The 16,585-nt window shown below is 43.6% G+C and carries 13 protein-coding genes and 1 pseudogene; 4 read left to right on the plus strand and 10 right to left on the minus strand.

Going from position 1 to position 16,585, the window contains the following annotated elements; genetic code table 11:
• Positions 1-139: 139 nt before the first annotated feature.
• The 3 genes from HQN90_RS12545 to HQN90_RS12555 are packed head-to-tail and all read left to right on the plus strand — an operon-like array spanning position 140 to position 4,412.
• Entirely contained in the window at positions 140-1,792 is a 1,653-nt protein-coding gene (locus HQN90_RS12545) for a cache domain-containing sensor histidine kinase (protein WP_246362247.1), read from the plus strand.
• Positions 1,793-1,798: 6 nt separating this feature from the next.
• A complete protein-coding gene (locus HQN90_RS12550; RefSeq protein ID WP_173218650.1) occupies positions 1,799-3,445 on the plus strand; it encodes a response regulator in 1,647 nt (548 codons plus the stop codon).
• Positions 3,432-4,412, plus strand: coding sequence for a sugar ABC transporter substrate-binding protein (locus HQN90_RS12555; protein ID WP_173218653.1), 981 nt, complete (start codon positions 3,432-3,434; stop codon positions 4,410-4,412). The genes HQN90_RS12550 and HQN90_RS12555 overlap by 14 nt, the downstream gene beginning before the upstream one ends.
• A gap of 207 nt (positions 4,413-4,619) precedes the next feature.
• On the opposite strand, the gene HQN90_RS12560 is transcribed toward HQN90_RS12555, so the two are convergent.
• The 9 genes from HQN90_RS12560 to HQN90_RS12600 form a co-directional block, all read right to left on the minus strand.
• Positions 4,620-4,811, minus strand: coding sequence for a hypothetical protein (locus tag HQN90_RS12560; RefSeq protein ID WP_173218655.1), 192 nt, complete (start codon positions 4,809-4,811; stop codon positions 4,620-4,622).
• Positions 4,812-4,881: 70 nt separating this feature from the next.
• Positions 4,882-5,997, minus strand: a complete 1,116-nt coding sequence (locus HQN90_RS12565) for a glycoside hydrolase family 88/105 protein (RefSeq protein ID WP_173218657.1) — start codon at positions 5,995-5,997, stop codon at positions 4,882-4,884.
• Positions 5,998-6,010: 13 nt separating this feature from the next.
• Positions 6,011-6,988 (minus strand): pectinesterase family protein, encoded by a 978-nt coding sequence (locus HQN90_RS12570; protein ID WP_173218659.1) that lies wholly within the window; start codon positions 6,986-6,988, stop codon positions 6,011-6,013.
• A 28-nt stretch (positions 6,989-7,016) separates the two neighbouring features.
• On the minus strand, positions 7,017-8,072 hold the full coding sequence (locus tag HQN90_RS12575) for an alpha/beta hydrolase family protein (protein WP_246362248.1): 1,056 nt from the start codon (positions 8,070-8,072) through the stop codon (positions 7,017-7,019).
• A complete protein-coding gene (locus HQN90_RS12580; protein ID WP_173218661.1) occupies positions 8,069-8,890 on the minus strand; it encodes an ABC transporter permease subunit in 822 nt (273 codons plus the stop codon). Before HQN90_RS12580 ends, HQN90_RS12575 begins: the two co-directional genes overlap by 4 nt.
• Positions 8,891-9,787, minus strand: a complete 897-nt coding sequence (locus HQN90_RS12585; protein ID WP_173218663.1) for a carbohydrate ABC transporter permease — start codon at positions 9,785-9,787, stop codon at positions 8,891-8,893.
• Between the two features lie 89 nt (positions 9,788-9,876).
• A complete protein-coding gene (locus HQN90_RS12590) occupies positions 9,877-11,181 on the minus strand; it encodes an ABC transporter substrate-binding protein (protein WP_173218665.1) in 1,305 nt (434 codons plus the stop codon).
• A gap of 179 nt (positions 11,182-11,360) precedes the next feature.
• Positions 11,361-12,959, minus strand: coding sequence for a response regulator (locus HQN90_RS12595; protein WP_173218679.1), 1,599 nt, complete (start codon positions 12,957-12,959; stop codon positions 11,361-11,363).
• Between the two features lie 29 nt (positions 12,960-12,988).
• A complete protein-coding gene (locus tag HQN90_RS12600) occupies positions 12,989-14,764 on the minus strand; it encodes a cache domain-containing sensor histidine kinase (protein ID WP_173218681.1) in 1,776 nt (591 codons plus the stop codon).
• Positions 14,765-14,893: 129 nt separating this feature from the next.
• Here HQN90_RS12600 and HQN90_RS12605 point away from each other — a divergent pair.
• Positions 14,894-15,022, plus strand: a pseudogene (locus tag HQN90_RS12605) (IS6 family transposase); the annotation flags it as partial.
• A 123-nt stretch (positions 15,023-15,145) separates the two neighbouring features.
• Here the strand turns inward: HQN90_RS12605 and HQN90_RS12610 are convergent.
• Positions 15,146-16,585 (minus strand): ABC transporter substrate-binding protein, encoded by a 1,440-nt coding sequence (locus HQN90_RS12610; protein ID WP_338042308.1) that lies wholly within the window; start codon positions 16,583-16,585, stop codon positions 15,146-15,148.

Consider the following 16,585-nt stretch of genomic DNA (forward strand, 5'->3'; position numbering starts at 1 on the left):
TCGGAAAATAACTTCTAGCCTTCGAGCCAAACTTTTAACAATGTTTGTTATACTCACATGTCTTCCATTAATTGTTGTTGGTCTCATTTCATATAATAAATCTTACAATACCGTATTTAATAACAGCAAAGCCGCGACGATGATGCTTGCTACACAACTCGCGACAGACATGGATAATGTATTCACAGATACAAAGAAACTCCTCGAACTCGAGAAAAACCCAAATGTTTTGCACTTTTTATTTTCACAAACAGATTCGAATTTAGATGCACGAGAAATTTTACAAACCATGTCCTCTTATAGACAGACATATCAATATGATAGTGTGCTGAACATAACGATGATTAATCTGTATGGCCGGGGGATAAGTGAGAGGAAGGGTGTGTTTCAACTTAATAAAAACGCATTGCGTAATCCGCATTTTGAATATCTGATTCAGAATCCTGAGGCTGTTTTGAATATACCGCCAGATGATTCAGCTTCATTAGATCCATTGGACGGATTCCTATACAAAAATCATAATATTATCTCGATTGTTTCCACAGTTAAACAGCGGGTTACCCACGAAGTCATCGGATTCATTATTATCGATGTTGATGACAGTATCGTGAAACAGTTTTGTGACAACGTCATTATAGGACAAAGCGGCTTTTTCTATGTCGCAGACAACAAAGGAAATTCCATTTTCTTACCATCTAAAGCCGCTCACAATACGAAGTGGACTCAGAATAAAACGATTTCGTCTATTATCGAAAACAAAAACAAAGAATATGTTGATTCTTCTGAAGGTAAACCAGAATTTATTGTGACATCCCCTTCCATGTCCACGGGTTGGAATATCGTTGGTGTGGTACCACTGCAAGAAATCGTTGAGGAAGCCAATTCCATTCGTCAGCTCATCATCATTAGCGTTATGCTCAGCATCATTTTTGCTATAACCTTGCATTTCTTTGTCACTAATCGCTTGACTCGACCGGTTCGAATACTCAAAAATAAAATGCAACTCGCTGCATCTGGCTTTCTTGAAGCTAAAGTTGTCCTGGCTGGTACGGATGAAATTTCAGATTTGGGAAACAGCTTCAATATTATGCTCGGGAAAATTCGGATGTTGCTTGACCAGAGTATTAATGAACAGCAAGAAATCAAAAAATCGGAGCTCAGAGCTTTACAGGCACAAATTAACCCGCATTTTTTATACAATACATTGGATTCCATTCTATGGCTGGCGCAATCTGAAAAAAAAGATCAAGTCGTCCAGATGGTCATGGCTTTATCCAAACTGTTTCGTATTAGCTTAAGCAAAGGAAAGGATTCGATCACATTTGAGAAAGAAATTGAGCATCTTCAGAGCTATTTAACCATTCAACAGATGCGATATCGCGATATTTTAGATTATGAAATTGCCATAGATTCAAGCTTATATTCCTTACTTATCCTCAAAATGACATTACAACCGATTGTTGAAAATGCCCTTTATCATGGGCTTAAAAACAAGCGTGGCAAAGGATTAATTCGAATTACTGCAAGGATTGAGGATGAAGATAATTTTCTTATTGTGATAGAGGATAATGGTAAGGGCATTTCTGAAGATCGGCTTGGGCAGCTGCGCAAAGATTTAATGGAACCACATACGCCCAAGGAAACTGGGAATGAAGTATCCGGAGGGTTCGGATTGCACAATGTTCATCGGCGGATTTGCTTATATTATGGAGAATCTTACGGCGTACAAATAGACAGCATTGAAAGTGAAGGAACCATTGTTAGCATTCGAATACCGTGTGATTGGGGATGATGTTGCGTGAAAAAAATACTGCTTGTCGATGATGAAATATTAATTAGGGAAATCATTCGTGATAGTATTGATTGGGAAAAGGAAGGGTTTATTTACAGTGGCGATGCTTCAGATGGAGAGGTCGCACTTCCTATTATTGAAAGAGTCCAGCCGGACATCTTAATTACGGATATTTTAATGCCTTTCATGAACGGTCTTGAGCTGAGCAGCATTATGAGCAAACAGTTTCCGGATATGAAGATTATTATTATTAGCGGCCATGCCGAGTTTGAGTATGCGAGATCAGCTATGCAAATTGGTGTGCAAGAATACTGCTTAAAACCAATTAGTCCTGCTGAGCTCCTGAAGGTGCTCCATAAAGTCAGCGCTGAAATTGACAAAGAACGAGAAATAAAAATGCAACTCCAACTACTTAAAGCGAAAGAACATGAAAGTAATACAATTTCACAAGACAAGCTCTTGAATGATCTATGTAGTGGTTTCATGACCACTTCAGAAGTGATGCATCATAGTGCCTCCATTCAATTGAACATTATAGCTCATTATTACATAGTTACCGTACTAGATTTACGTGAAGCAGAAGCAGACAAGCATGAAGAGATGAATGTTATGCATGACAATGAGCGCTTACTTTTGGACAAATGCAAAATACTAAAGGAGAACTACAAACAGTTGATGTTTCAGCGCAGCCGCTCTGAAAGTGTTTGGATTATTAAAGGCGATACCTTAGAGAATTTAAAGCTCGAATTACAACTATTTCAGGATTTGCAAAAAGCAATCTCAGAAGAAGCCCATTCACTCCCTGTCTCTATTGGCATTGGTAGTGTACAAGATCGTCTTCAAAAAGTACATATATCCTTTCTTGATGCCATGGAAGATGTTCATTGGAGAAGGTTATCCCGTCAAAATCGGAATGTGCTAAGTGAGATGAAGACAGCCACCTTAGATCCCACTCTTTTTTTAGATCGCGGTGCTTTTATGGATTTTTTGAAAATTGGGTCACACAACAAATTAAGTTCATTTGTCGCAGATTATGCCGCTGCGTTAGTCGATATCAATTGGCATACATCTTCAATCGGTTTCTACATTTTAAATGATGTGACCATCGAAGCTTTTCGTTCGAATAAAGATATGTATCGCCACCTTACAGAGCCTGAAAAGGCGCTTCAACAATTCCAGCAAATGATAGGTAAAATCCGTACTTGGGAGGAAACCTGTTCCTATTTAATCCATTTAATTGAACAGTTTTGGACGTGGCGTTCTCGTATTTACGATAAATATAGCGATATGATTGCAAAAGTTAAAGAATACATCCAATTGAATTTTGAAAAAGATAACTTCTCTTTACAAGATTCAGCCGAGTATGTAAATTTGAGTCCAAACTACTTGAGCCGAGTATTCAGTCAGGAAACAAGCCAAACCTTTATTGAATATTTAACACAAGTCCGTATTCGAAAAGCGATGGATCTGCTTAAGAGTACATCAGCAAAATCTTATGAAATCGCTTTTTTAGTTGGCTATAATGACCCCCATTATTTTTCAAATTTGTTCAAACGATTAACAGGATTGACACCAAAAGAATTCAGAAAAAATGGGACTGCCGATGAAGCACTCGATATCCTGAAGGGGGATTCTCTTCATGAGGATGATTAAATGGCTGACGATCGGCTGTATGATGTTGCTAATATTTTCTGGATGTAAGGGATCAATGCCATCCACACCGGAATTATCTTTATCTACGTCAAGCACGCCAAAATCAACGATGTCCAACACAAAACATTCCGATCAACTCATTTTTGGTATCATTTATCCGATGACACACCCTTTCTATGAGATGATTACCGATTCCATAGAAAAAGCAAGCAAACCTTATTCCATTCAATTAATTGTCAAAGCACCTGATGAAATTAATCTGGAACAGCAAATGAGAATGATGGAAACCCTGATTACACAGAAGGTAAATGGAATTGCCATTGATCCAATCGATCCGGTTGCTCTGGCACCTTTAATTAATAAAGCCGTACAATCTGGTATTCCCGTTATTTGTTTCGATTCCGATGTTCCTGACAGTAAACGATATACCTTCATAGGAAGTGATCCGCTGAAAGAAGGTGCTCTCATGGGACAAATTATTGAAAGAAATCTTAAAGGTAGAGGAATGATCATGATTGAGGGGAGCTTATCCAAATCACCTCAAATCATCCACCGACTTGAGGGTTTACTGCAATATCTAAAAAAAAACACGGAAATACAAGTTCTCGAAATGAGATATCATGATGGGGATAACGAAAAAGCAATTGCTGACCTGGAATCAATGATCAATGAGCATCCTCATTTTGACGCACTTGTGCCTTTGGATATTGTTTCCAGTTCGAATGCAATCCTCGTTTGGAAATCCCAAGGATTAAAGCGTTATGCCATAACATTCGGTATGACTCCTGATGTCAAAGAAGCCTTATTAAATGGTCAAATAAACTCCGTGATTTCTGAGAATGAACATCTATGGGGAGAGGAAATAATTAATCAATTACTCGCAGCTTCTAAAAATGCCCCTGCCTCTACATGGGTCGACACTGGTTTTCAAGAAATTAAACAAAGCGAAATGGTTGATGAATATTAACCTGTACAACTTAAAAAACCGAAGAACCAGCCTGTTTTGTTGAATCAACAGGCTGGTTCTTCGGTTACCGCGGCCACTGTAAGGAGAATCCTCATGTTAAGCCGTGAATGGTTAGAAGTGTATTTTTTTCAACAAAAATAAAACACATTTAATTATTAAAAGAGGTATTGACCGCCTCGTTCATATCAGCTCAAGAGTTGTAAATCTTTACTTTTTTTTCTTGAAAAAATTTGAAGAAATAAGTGATATTATACCTATGGCAATCAAAGGAATAGATAATGAAGAGTAAGGCTCAAGTGTATCGATAATGCCTAAATCACGATTAAAAGCAAAACCTAATGCAAATATGAATATACCCATAAATGCAAATATCTTTCCAGTCGTTGTACGATTTTTCATTTCTCAATCACCACCTTTAATAACTTAATACTACTCCATAACTCCGTTTACTAAAAAAGTATGTGCCTGCTTATCGGCCCGCCTCTTCGATTTCCAGGCATGCCATAATAAACGGAGCAGCGCCTTTCGGATCATCGCGCCGGACCGGCTCGCTGATGTAATATTCGAAAGATCCGTCACGGTAAGGGGAATTCCCCAGCCCAGCAACGCTGCAAATACCATTCAAGTGAAGCGAGCCTTCCTCGTCCTTCTCTATATAGCGGTTCAATAATCCTTGATGGCCTATCCTGGCTGCCTCCAGCGCCCAGCCGTCCAGATATCCTTTGTTTGCCCCTTTAGCCAACGCATATACGAACATGGCAGAAGCGGAGGCTTCCAAATAGTTGCCGGGACGGCCGCCTTGATCCATCACTTGAAACCAAAGTCCGCTATCGCTGTCCTGAAACCGAGCAATGGCTTTGGACAACCTGTAAAATATCCCTATGATCTGGCCTCGCTTCGAATGATTCTCCGGCAAATAATCAAGAACATCCGCAATAGCCATCATATACCATCCTATTGCGCGTCCCCAAAAGTGCCGGGAGCACCCGGTTTCGGGATCGGCCCAGCGTTCCTCTCTGCTTTCGTCCCAACCGTGATACAGCAAACCTGCCCTCGGATTACGGGAGACACGCTCCATTAGCAAAATTTCGTTCGAGATATCGTCATACCACTCGGATTCATGAAACTTTTGCGCGTATTGAGCTAGGAACGGAGCCGTCATATACACGCCATCAAGCCACATCTGGAACGGATAAATCTTTTTATGCCACAGTCCTCCCTCGCTTGTGCGGGGATGCCCCTTCAATTGGGTCACTAACCGTTCGATCGCCTTGCGGTATTTCTCCCTGCCTGTAAGTTCGTGCAGAACAAATAGCGCCTTCCCTTGATTAATCATATCCACATTGTATTCATTCAGCGAATACGTACTGATGCTGCCGTCTTCCTGAACGAACAAATCCATGTTCTCCTGAATATAGCGGATATAGCGCTCGTCTCCCGTTCTACGCCATACGCTTTCAAAGGCAGTCAGGATGCATCCATTCTCATAGTTCCAGCATCTTTGCTTTTGGAACGGCATGTCCGACACAAGCGGATATTGACGCATGAAAGATTCGGACATAGCGACAGACCATAATGTGCTCAAAAGTGTTACCTCCTCATTTGCCTACGGGATTCCAACCGTCTTGCCCTGCCAGAACCGAAGATACGGTAAAGTTGGCAGCCTGTTCATCCGTCAATATTGCCGCCCAGCTGACGCGCTTGTCCTTTGCATATCCCGGCCCGGAGTTGTTATATTCGCAATAAAAGGAGGTTTGCTCGCTCTCCGGCTTGTTCCAATTGTTCCAGCCTTCCGCTTGAATATGCGCTCCCATCCAACAATGAATAAAGGCCGTCTTCGCGTATATTCTCCATGGCCTGCCCAAATAAACGCTTTGAGGCGGGGCATCGCCGATTAATTTGCAATTCAAAAATACATAACCATACTTTGCGCCTTCTGGTGTAGATGCTGCTGTAATCCACCCATGGGTATCCGCATGGGAATCCCGTTTTTTGGAAAAGATTTCACAATCATTGAATACCGCAGTTGCAGAGCCGAAAATAAAATCGATGTCGCCTTCAATATAGCAGCGATCATAGTAATGACGCCCGTAAAGCCTAGGGGCTCCTTCTCTCGGTCCGCCAAAAGTAGACCTGTCCAAAGGAACTTCTGGAAGAGGTCCTGTGAATAATGTATCCTGATTGCCCAAAAATCTGCAGTTTCTGAATACCACTCTGTCTCCGTCGACATATGCAGCAACAGCTTGACCGACCACTTCCCCTTTTCCTGCGCTATTCTCAAAGGTAAGATTGTCCGCAGTAAAACGGTTTGCCCCAATAAATACAGTATAGGAATTAAAAGTGTGATAAAGCTCTCCATTGCCGTACGTTTTTTTGGCATAATCATCGAAAGTAATGATGGTCTCTTGAGCGCTTTCTCCAAACAGGCTAATATTGGGTATCTCTATATTCAACTTTTCTCTATAAATGCCTTTTTTTATATAAATAATCGCTTCTTCTTGATTGTTTGCCGGAATACGGTCTATAGCATCTTGGATGCGGGTGAAATCTCCGGTGCCATCCGCTGCCACGATCATGTGAAAATCTCCTTTCCTGCCAGGCCCGTTAAGAAGAAAGCCTGCTCTTTAGCCAATCGAAGGACTCTCTCCCCGATATTTCATGACCACCGGAGAACAAATCGAAATCCAGCTGGTGCTCCGCACCGAAGCTGCGGTAGATGCCGGTAAGACGACGGATAGCCTCCTTCGCCGATTCGATCGGAAATACTTCGTCCTGCTCGCCGGATTCTACGAACAAAGGTCTGGGAGCAATTAAGCCGATAATTTCCGGCTGCTCTGCGTGCAAAAGAATACCTGGAATATAATTATCCACGCAATGGAGCCTATGCAAAATGCTGCCTTTGTAAGTATTCGCATACCCGCACAACACAGTTGCGCGAATACGTTCATCCACCGCAGCAGTCAAGGAAGCGATCAGGCCTCCTCCGGAAAATCCAAACGTTCCTATCCGTTCATGATCGACCTCTCCGCGGGAGGACAAGTAGTCAAGCCCTCGTACAGCCTCGTACGCGCGAAACCCTGCGATCGTCATCCCGCACATCAGGAGCTGCATCGCAATGGGCGCGCAGCTGTAATCTTTAGCCGACGAATCCGATTCGACGCTAGCCCTGAGCCTTCTATCACCAAATCCGATAATTTCCGGTACGAGCACGAACATCCCTCTTTGAGCAAGCTCCACGGCAAATCGATTATGGATGCCCGGATCGGCCGCAAAAGTGCCGTCAGGATTCATGCCCAGTGCCGAGCGCTGGCCGATCCCGTGCCCATGGCAAGCGAGCACCGCCGGGAGCTTGTTCTTTCGATCCTTCGGATAAAGGGCATAGGCCGGTACCCTCATCCCTTCGTATGTCGAGTAAGCAAGCTTCTCGATGATCAGACCCCCATGCTCTGCGACCTCCAGCAATTCCGATTGGAGGGACGCCCGGCATTCAGGGAACGCCCCCAATGAAGCCATCACTCTTTTTCTAAGTGCCTGCTGCCCGGCAAAGACCGATTCTGATCCGGTTGAGGCATCAAAACCGCTCCCTGCCGTAACTGAATAAAGCTTTTCCAAAAAGTAGTCAGGACTCCACATCGCGGTATTCCCTCCCTTCCTCGTCATCCTTTCACGGCTCCCGCCGCAATACCACTAATAATATATTTTTGTAACGCGATATAAAGCAGAACGATCGGCAGAGAGGTCAGAATGAGACTGGCCGTAATAATATCCCAATCGCTTCCGAATTTACCGAACAACTTGTATACGTTGATCGTTAGCGTAGCAGACTCTTTATCCGTCAGCACGAGGAAAGGGAGCAGAAAATCGTTCCACGTCCAGAGCGAGTAGAGAATCGCCACGCTGCTTACAGCCGGCTTGAGCAGCGGAAAAATAATTTTGAAAAACAAGCCTAACTGCGAGCACCCGTCCATATATGCCGATTCGTCAATCTCACGCGGAATGCTTTTTACAAATGCGTGAAACAAGAACACCGCGAAACTTCCCGTTGACATGTAGATCAAGGAAAGCCCTAAAGGGTTGTTGGTGATGTGCAAAGTTTTGGAAAGCTGCACCAGAGGAATCATATACGTATAAAATGGGATCAGAAATGGGAATGTGAACAATAGATAAAAAAACCAACTTAGCCTGCTTTTGTCCCGTGACAGCTTATACCCGGCCAAAGCCGCAATTAGGATAACACCGATAACGGACACGGCCGTGATGATCAAGTTATTTTGAAAAGCAGCCGCGAAATTTGTCGAAGCCCATGCCTTCGCATAGTTGTCGAGATACAGCGTCTGGGGAAACGCCAGAAATGATTCGAATATTTCCCGAAACGGTTTCAACGAATTCAATGCGATCAAATACACAGGAAACAGATATAGAAGCAGCACGATAAACAGAAAAGCTTCCAGAAGACGATTGTGTCGGGTCTTATGCACTTAAGCTTCAACCTCCCTGGATGAAAAAAACTTCAGCTGAAAGTAGGAAATAATCAAAATAACAGCTCCCAGAACGACCGACTTGGCCATTCCATAACCGAAGCGATTGGCTGTTCCGAACGCTTCATAATAAATGTTTAAGGCAATCGACTCCGTCGAATAACCGGGTCCGCCGCCAGTTAATACGAAGATGGCGTCAAAAATTTTCAGCGAGCCGGTAATGCTCGTAAAGACGCAGATCGAGATGGATGGCATTAACAATGGCACCGTTATCGAGGAGAACCTCCTCCACCCCACTGCTCCGTCAATCGAAGCGGCTTCCATAACACTGCTGTCGATAGTCTGAATTCCCGCTAAATAAATAATCAAATAGTAACCGATACCGAACCAGATATTCATAATGATGACCGAATATAGCGCAAGGTAGGGATTCCCGATGTAATCCAGGTTCAAGAATTGAAGCAGCTTGCTGAGTTTTGCAATATCGGGAACAATTTCGATATACATAATTTTCCATGTAAAACCTACGACAACAAGACTAAAAATATAAGGCAGGAAAAACAAGGTGCGCAGCGTATTTTTGAACTTGGTTCCGCTTTCGATCACCACGGCGAGGAGCAGTGACACAAAGTTTGAAATGACGACAGTGCAAGCGGTGAAAATAAACGTTATCCATAACGAGTGAAGAAAGCGGTTATCGTCGGTAAAAAGCTCTACGTAGTTTTGAATCCCGTTAAAAGCAGCGGTCCGTTCGATTCCGTTCCAATCGGTGAAAGATAATACTACCCCTCTGGCCAACGGGTACAGGAAAAATACCGCAAATACGATCAGAAAGGGGCCGATGAACAACAGTAATGATCCGGTCTGTTTTCTTTCCGCGTACAGGCGACTGTTCATATGTTTCTCTCCCTTGAAATAAGCGGCTTTAGAACGGGCTGCATCCGCCGCCAAAACATACGAATGCAGCCCGAGCTTCTTTACGCTGTTTATTTTTTGGAAAGCTTCTTCCAGGAAGCATCCAGATTTTCAAACAATTGATCCTTCGTTTTTCGTTTCACGATATAATCCTGGACTTCTTTGCCGATAATATCCGCCAGACCGCTTGGCCAGAAATTGATGACGAATCCCCGGGTTTTTTTGCCGTCGGCAATGTACTTCGCCACATCGGCGCTAAGCGCGTTCAGATCGCTGTGCGGATTGGCAACAGATGTGGACTGCTGCTTGAGGATGCTGCCTACCGTTGCTTCAGCACCTTCTTTGGATACCATCCACCTCAGGAAATTTTTCGCTTCTTCGGGATGCTTGCTGTCCTTGGAGATGAAAATAAAACCGTCGCCATCAGCGAGCATAGTCGCATCCTTGGGATCATCGGAAACCGGTATGGGCGCAAGACCCAGTTGAACTTTCGGATCCAGCTTGGTCATCTCATCGTAGGACCAAACGCCTTGTAACGCCATCGCCGCCTTTTTCGTCCCGACCAGATGACTCATATTGGAAAAATCGCTAGATAGAGGATTCTCTCCGTCATTCGCGTTGTAAATATCGAGCAATTCGAACGCCTTGACCAATTTATCCGTTTTCGTCGTCGTCTTGCCTGCATTCATATCGTCGTAAAATTGCTGGAAGTTGTCCAAAGTCGCCCCTTGCATAGCCCAGAACATGTGATAACTCAGCCAAACATCCTTAAAGCCTGAAGCAAACGGGGTAATGCCGACCTTTTTCAGCTTGTCCACATCTTCTTTCAACTCGGACAACGTCTGTGGAGGCGCGCTGATTCCGGCATCTTTAAAAGCCTCTTTGTTGTAAATTAATCCGTATCCGAGCACCTGCGTCGAAATCGCATAAGTTTTACCGTTGTACTTACCGCCATCCCGGAAGCCTGGCAAAATCAAATCCTCGATTTTGTCATTGGACAAGTCGAGCAGCTGATCCGCATCCACGAAAGGCTTCATCGCCAGATAGCCTGCATAATTGAACAAATCAGGCGCATCCTTGGTCGCTATTTTGGTCTTCAGAACAGAATCGTAGTTGTCAAAAACATGTTCGAACTCTACGGTAATATTCGGGTACGTTTTATGAAGAGCCTCGTTAATTTGATCCTGATACTTGGGATAGTCGACGACTTGAGTCAGAAATTTCAGTTTGACTTGGGATTTGGCATCCTGCTTCTTGCCTGTTTCGGCAGCCCCTGCAGTTTTGCCGGAAGGCTCTTTCGTTGTGGATGCGCCGCAAGCAGAAAGCAAAAGCACTGCAGCTGTGAACATACTCAACATGGTAAAGCTCTTTTTCATAGTGAAACCCCTCTCCGAATGTCCAATAGGAAGTTAAACTTAAAAGTTGTTGCTGGGGTCTGCGCATCCCTTACTATTATAATAGAGCTGTTTTCACCGAAATTACATGTACGCGATTGGACTCAACTTGTATGAAATTAAACAAAAAAGGCAGGGCAGGTTCCCGATCGGTAATGCCTTCACTTCCATTGATCGCGATAAGCGCGAGGCGACAGCCCGGTATGTTTTTTGAACGCCTTGCTGAAATGACTTTCATCGTTGAACCCGAGTTCATCAACGATCTCGCGGATTTTCCGGTCGCCGGAAATTAACATCAGCCCGGCTTTTTCAATTTTCAACGCAGCGATATGCTCAAACAGGTTCATACCAAATTCTTCCTTGAATATTCTAGATATATACTCTTTGCTCAGAAAGAAAGTATCGGACAGCTCTTTCAAGGAATGCTTCCGGGTATAATTCTGATCCAAATAATCGCGAATGACATAAATGACTCTTCGTTCTTTCCTTTGCGTTACCTCGTACCTTGAGAGCGATTCGATAAATTGAAGGATGCTCGATTGCACAAAATGCAAATTCAACTCATTTCCGATCTTATGGCGCAAAGCGGTCAGCTCGCTAATAAAACCCGACTTGTCTTCAATCGCATCGACCAATCTTTCGATCTGAAACAGCAAGTCGGCATTCAGCTTACGAATGTCGCTGATGCTCATGTAATCCGATAGCGAGAGCTCTCTGTAAGCCTGTTCCACGGTTTGCTTGATCAAACCGACATTACCGGTATCGAGGGCGGCGCCAAGTTGTTTATCGTTGATGCCGGCAGGTATCCGGGGAGCCCGCGCATGCAGCTTCATTTTATCGTAAACAGAGATTCGGAATGACTGTTCCTTGGTATTTAACTGGGAGAGCGCCGCTCTCGCTTCATTCAGTGAATGCTTCAAATCGATGGGACTCGGGTAAGAAGAGCCGACACCAATTAAAACGAAAACGTGCAAGAACTGCCTCAGTTTATCGTTCACGTCTTCAAGCAACTGCAGCAGTTCATCATGAGCCGTTGATTTGTAAAAGATCATAATGATTTCATTATCGTCCTGCCTGCTGCGGAAAGATTTCCCCCAGCCCTTCAAAACTTCGTCGGCCATGTTCACAATCGCAAACAGCAGTAAATAAGGATCGGACCTGAATTTCCGGTCTGCTACGTCCTTATAATTTTCGATCGCCAGCACTACCGTTGTAAAACCGAGTTCCTTGCTGGGCAGATTTGAAATGTCCAAACAGCGGATGAACTCTTCTTCATTCCCTTTGGAGCCGTTCAGGAATTGGTTCAATATGTTCTCATTCAGTAAAGGCAAACTTTCGTTCAGCTTCCTCTGCACATCGAGGCTGGCTTGTCGGTTGTCGTTCCTTGAGGCTATTTCTTTGACGGTGGCTCTTAACGCTTCATTGAGCGCGTCTTTATGAACCGGCTTCAGCAAATAATCAATCACCTTGGAGGCAATGGCCTGCTTCATATATTCAAAATCGTCATAACCGCTCATCACAATGAGCTTCATGCCCGGGTACGCTTCGCTCAGCCTTTTGATCAGATTGGCACCGCTCAGACCGGGCATTCTCATATCGGTTATGACCAGATCGGGCGCATCGCTCGCTACGGATTCCCACAGCTCGTCTCCATCCTGAACCTCCTTGACGATTTGAATGCCTATTTCCTCCCAATCGCCGAGTTTGCGAATCGCATTTCGAATCCTTCTCTCATCATCTGCAAGTATCGCCTTATGCATAGCCGACATCCTTTCGCTGCGCTCCATTTTTAAATCGGTATCCAGATTTCAACTTTCGTTCCTTCGTACGGGCGGCTGTCAATTATCATTCGGCATTGGCCGCCAAACATCAACCGCAGCCTTTGCATAACGTTGACAATTCCGATGCTGTCACGTTCATCATTTTCAATGACATCGGGCGAAGCCAGATTGTTTTGAATTTCCTTAAGACGGACCGGCTCGATACCGAGTCCGTTGTCGCGAATGCGAATTTGCAAGTAGCCTTGTTCCAATTCGCATTGAATGGATATTTTCCCTGTATACTTCATTGGCTCAGTCCCATGCATGATAGCGTTCTCAACCAACGGCTGGAGCAGAAGCTTGGGAACTTGCAGATGCCCGATCGTTTCTGGAACCTCGATTTGATATTCGAGCCTTTCCTCGAATCTGCACTTTTGTATGTATAAATAATCCTGCACATTCCGAATTTCGTCCTGAATGGTCGTTTTCCCCCCGGCTTTAATGCTATAGCGCAGCATGTCGGATAAAGCGTGCGTCATTTTTTCCACTTCGTCAATCCCCTCATCAAGAGCGACACTGCCAATCGTCTGAAGCGTATTGTACATAAAGTGGGGATTAATCTGGGCTTGCAGCGCCCTCCATTGCGACTCCTGATTAGCCAGCTTCATTCTGTATCTTTCAGTGATAAGCGTATCAATCTGTTGAATCATTTTGTTGTAGGCATTAGAAATTTGTCCGATTTCATCGGTCTGCGTCACAGGAATATGAATTTGAAAATTGCCCTCTCCCGTTCTGACCATAAAGCGCTTCAGCTTTAACAGAGGCTTCGTCAGTCTGAAGGAAATGTACATCGTCGTGGCGATAATGATAACAATAATCATAAGCCCGAGCAGTAAATTAATCGTCCTTGTTTTTTCGGCTTGCGCCAGTATGATTTGCAGCGGGATAAATTTGCATAGGATGTTTCCATTTTGATCAGACTTGGTGTATACGAGCAGTTTGGTTGAACGGCTGCCCGCTTCCTTGTATTCGAAGGCGCCACTGGCCTGAGGATAGCTTTGAATCCGTGACAAAAGATCGTCATCGGACTTCGTAAAATCAGGGTTGGAGCTGTAAATCAGCTCTCCTTGGCTGTTGAGTAGCGTGACCTCTTCGTCGGGATTCATAATTCCTTCGCCGCTAATTTTTCGAAGCTGATCCATCTCGTAATTAATCGTCAAAACGCCTATTTCCGTGGTGTATCCAGTAATCGTTCGGCTTAATGAAAACACATTCGCATTCGCATTGATCCGATAGTCAGCCGGGTACCCTTGCAGCCGGTGAGAAGGCTCCAACTCCAAATCTCCCTTGGATTGAAGGGCATTCTTGAACCATACTTTATCTTCAATGAATGCGGCGTTCGAAAAAGAGGTATTCAATGCTTTGTTGATGACATATACTTCTTGCGTCGAAGGCGTGTAAAATAACACCGAATTTGTTTCCTTGCTTCCAAGGTAAATGCTCATTAGCTTTTTCAATTTCAAATTGTGCTGAATAAATTCATTGTTAGCCAGTTGGTACTCCTGAGAAAAAAGCAAATCCGAATAAAATGTGAATCCAATATTTTCTAATTGTTTGAAATAATCGTTCATTCTGTTGTTCAACTGGTTTAAAATCACAGTATTGTCCGTAATATAGCTACGCTCAAGCTCACGGGCAAAATTTTGATATGACAAATAAATAGACAAGATCAACGGCAGCAAGATGACGCTCGTGAAACTGACTATAAGCTTTTTGCGAATGCTACTTGTGATCCATTTGATCATTTGCATCCCCCTTCTTTGACAAAAAACGACCCAATTCTACAATAACCTGTAATTTTAGAATGGGCAAGAATCAATGGAGATGGAAAAAATTGGAACAAATGAGAAGCGTGAAAAATGTAGGGATTATTGCTGGAAAAGGAATTAGATTTGTTTAAGTGGAAGCAGTATGAATCAGAGATAATTTTGCTAACAGTAAGATGGTATTTGAAATATAATCTAAGTTATCGTGATTTAGTAGAGATGATGGACGGACGGGGTCAGAGGAGGAAAGGGCAGGTCGAATACAATCATTCGTTTGCCCTCACTGCAGTTGAATTAATCAATAAATTGTTTGGTTTGACAGCATAAGCAAACCAAAATCGCGGATATCTTTGTTCAGTTTTATTTCTGCTTGGACTGAGTCTCTTTCTGGGCATCATCCGCTTGTTTGGCTTGCAGTAATTGTTCTTGTCCTTTATCTTGAATCGTCTTAAGTGCCTCATCAACTGATTTCTTCCCATCGATGACGGCTTGAATTTCTTGATTGGCAAGCGTGCTGAATGTTTGGTAGAAGCCAACTGGAATTTTCTCGTAACCTTTATAGCTCTTGTCAGGATTAGGTTTCAGGAGGTAAAATGGCTCCAGATTATGGCCGTCTTTCTCTTTGGAGTATGTGGTGCGAGTCAGCAGGCTGTTTGAAGATTTGGACATGACTCTAGCGAATTCATCGCTGTTGATATATTTAATGAATTCCCAAGCTGCACGCGTATTCGGTGATTGGGCATTGATACCGAATACATTGGATACGGAAACCGTGTTAGAAAAGTCCGGATTTTGTGGATCAACGGGAACCGTGACGATATCCCAATTGACAGACTTCACATCTTTCAGGCGGTCTTTAGCCTCTTGCAGATTTTGCATCATATAGTTGCCGTCAATCGTCATTGCAACCTTGCCCATAGCGAACAGATTTTCTTTGAGATAATCCTCGTACATGCGCGGCGCATTAGAATCGGTGTTTTGATTTTTGGGCATGTACAACGCACCTGATTTCAGAGAGTCGACGGTAAGCTGGAGAGCTTTCTTCCAGGCATCTGTCTGGATCGTCAGCTTCATTTGCTCAGGATTGATGTAATCCAGACCCAGCGTCGTGCCGATGCTGCTCATATATTGATAGGCGACTCCTTCGCGCATGTAAGAATAAGCGGAAAATCCATAAATTCGCTGATCCCCTTGACCGTCGGTCGGGAATCGTTTGGCGAGGTTCATGACATCTTCCCAGCTCATCTTATTTTTCGGAAGTTCTATGCCATACTGCTCGAAGAGATCCTTATTATAGTAAAGAGCCTGACTGTCGAAGTCCGGTGAAAGTCCGTATAACTTGCCTTCGCCTTTGAGTTTAATCGTTTCCAGTGTAGCTGGAAGAATATTCTCCACATCAAACTTATCCTGTTTAATGATATCGTCCAGTGCATAGAGACGTCCTTTTTGTACAAACTTTTCAAGCTGGTCGGTACCGTTAACAAGGAGAATATCCGGTTTTTCTTCATCGATGAGTTTATCAAGTGCTTCCTGAGGATCTTGACCAGATCCATAAATGCCTTGATTCGAGATAACCTCTACGTCAATATTCGGATTTTTGGCCATGAAAAGATTACCGTACTGTTGATAAAAGGAATTCTTGTCATAATACATCACTTTAATCGTTGCTTTCTCGTCTTTCCCCAGCTTCTTAAGCGATCCGGCTTCTCTTGAAGTACCATCAGCCTGCACCGAAAAATTACACCCTGTCAGCGAAGCCATTACCGTAATGGCAGCAAGTGTACACATCCAACGTTTCAC

The organism is Paenibacillus alba, from assembly GCF_013204855.1.
Taxonomy (GTDB): Bacteria; Bacillota; Bacilli; order Paenibacillales; family NBRC-103111; genus Paenibacillus_E; species Paenibacillus_E alba.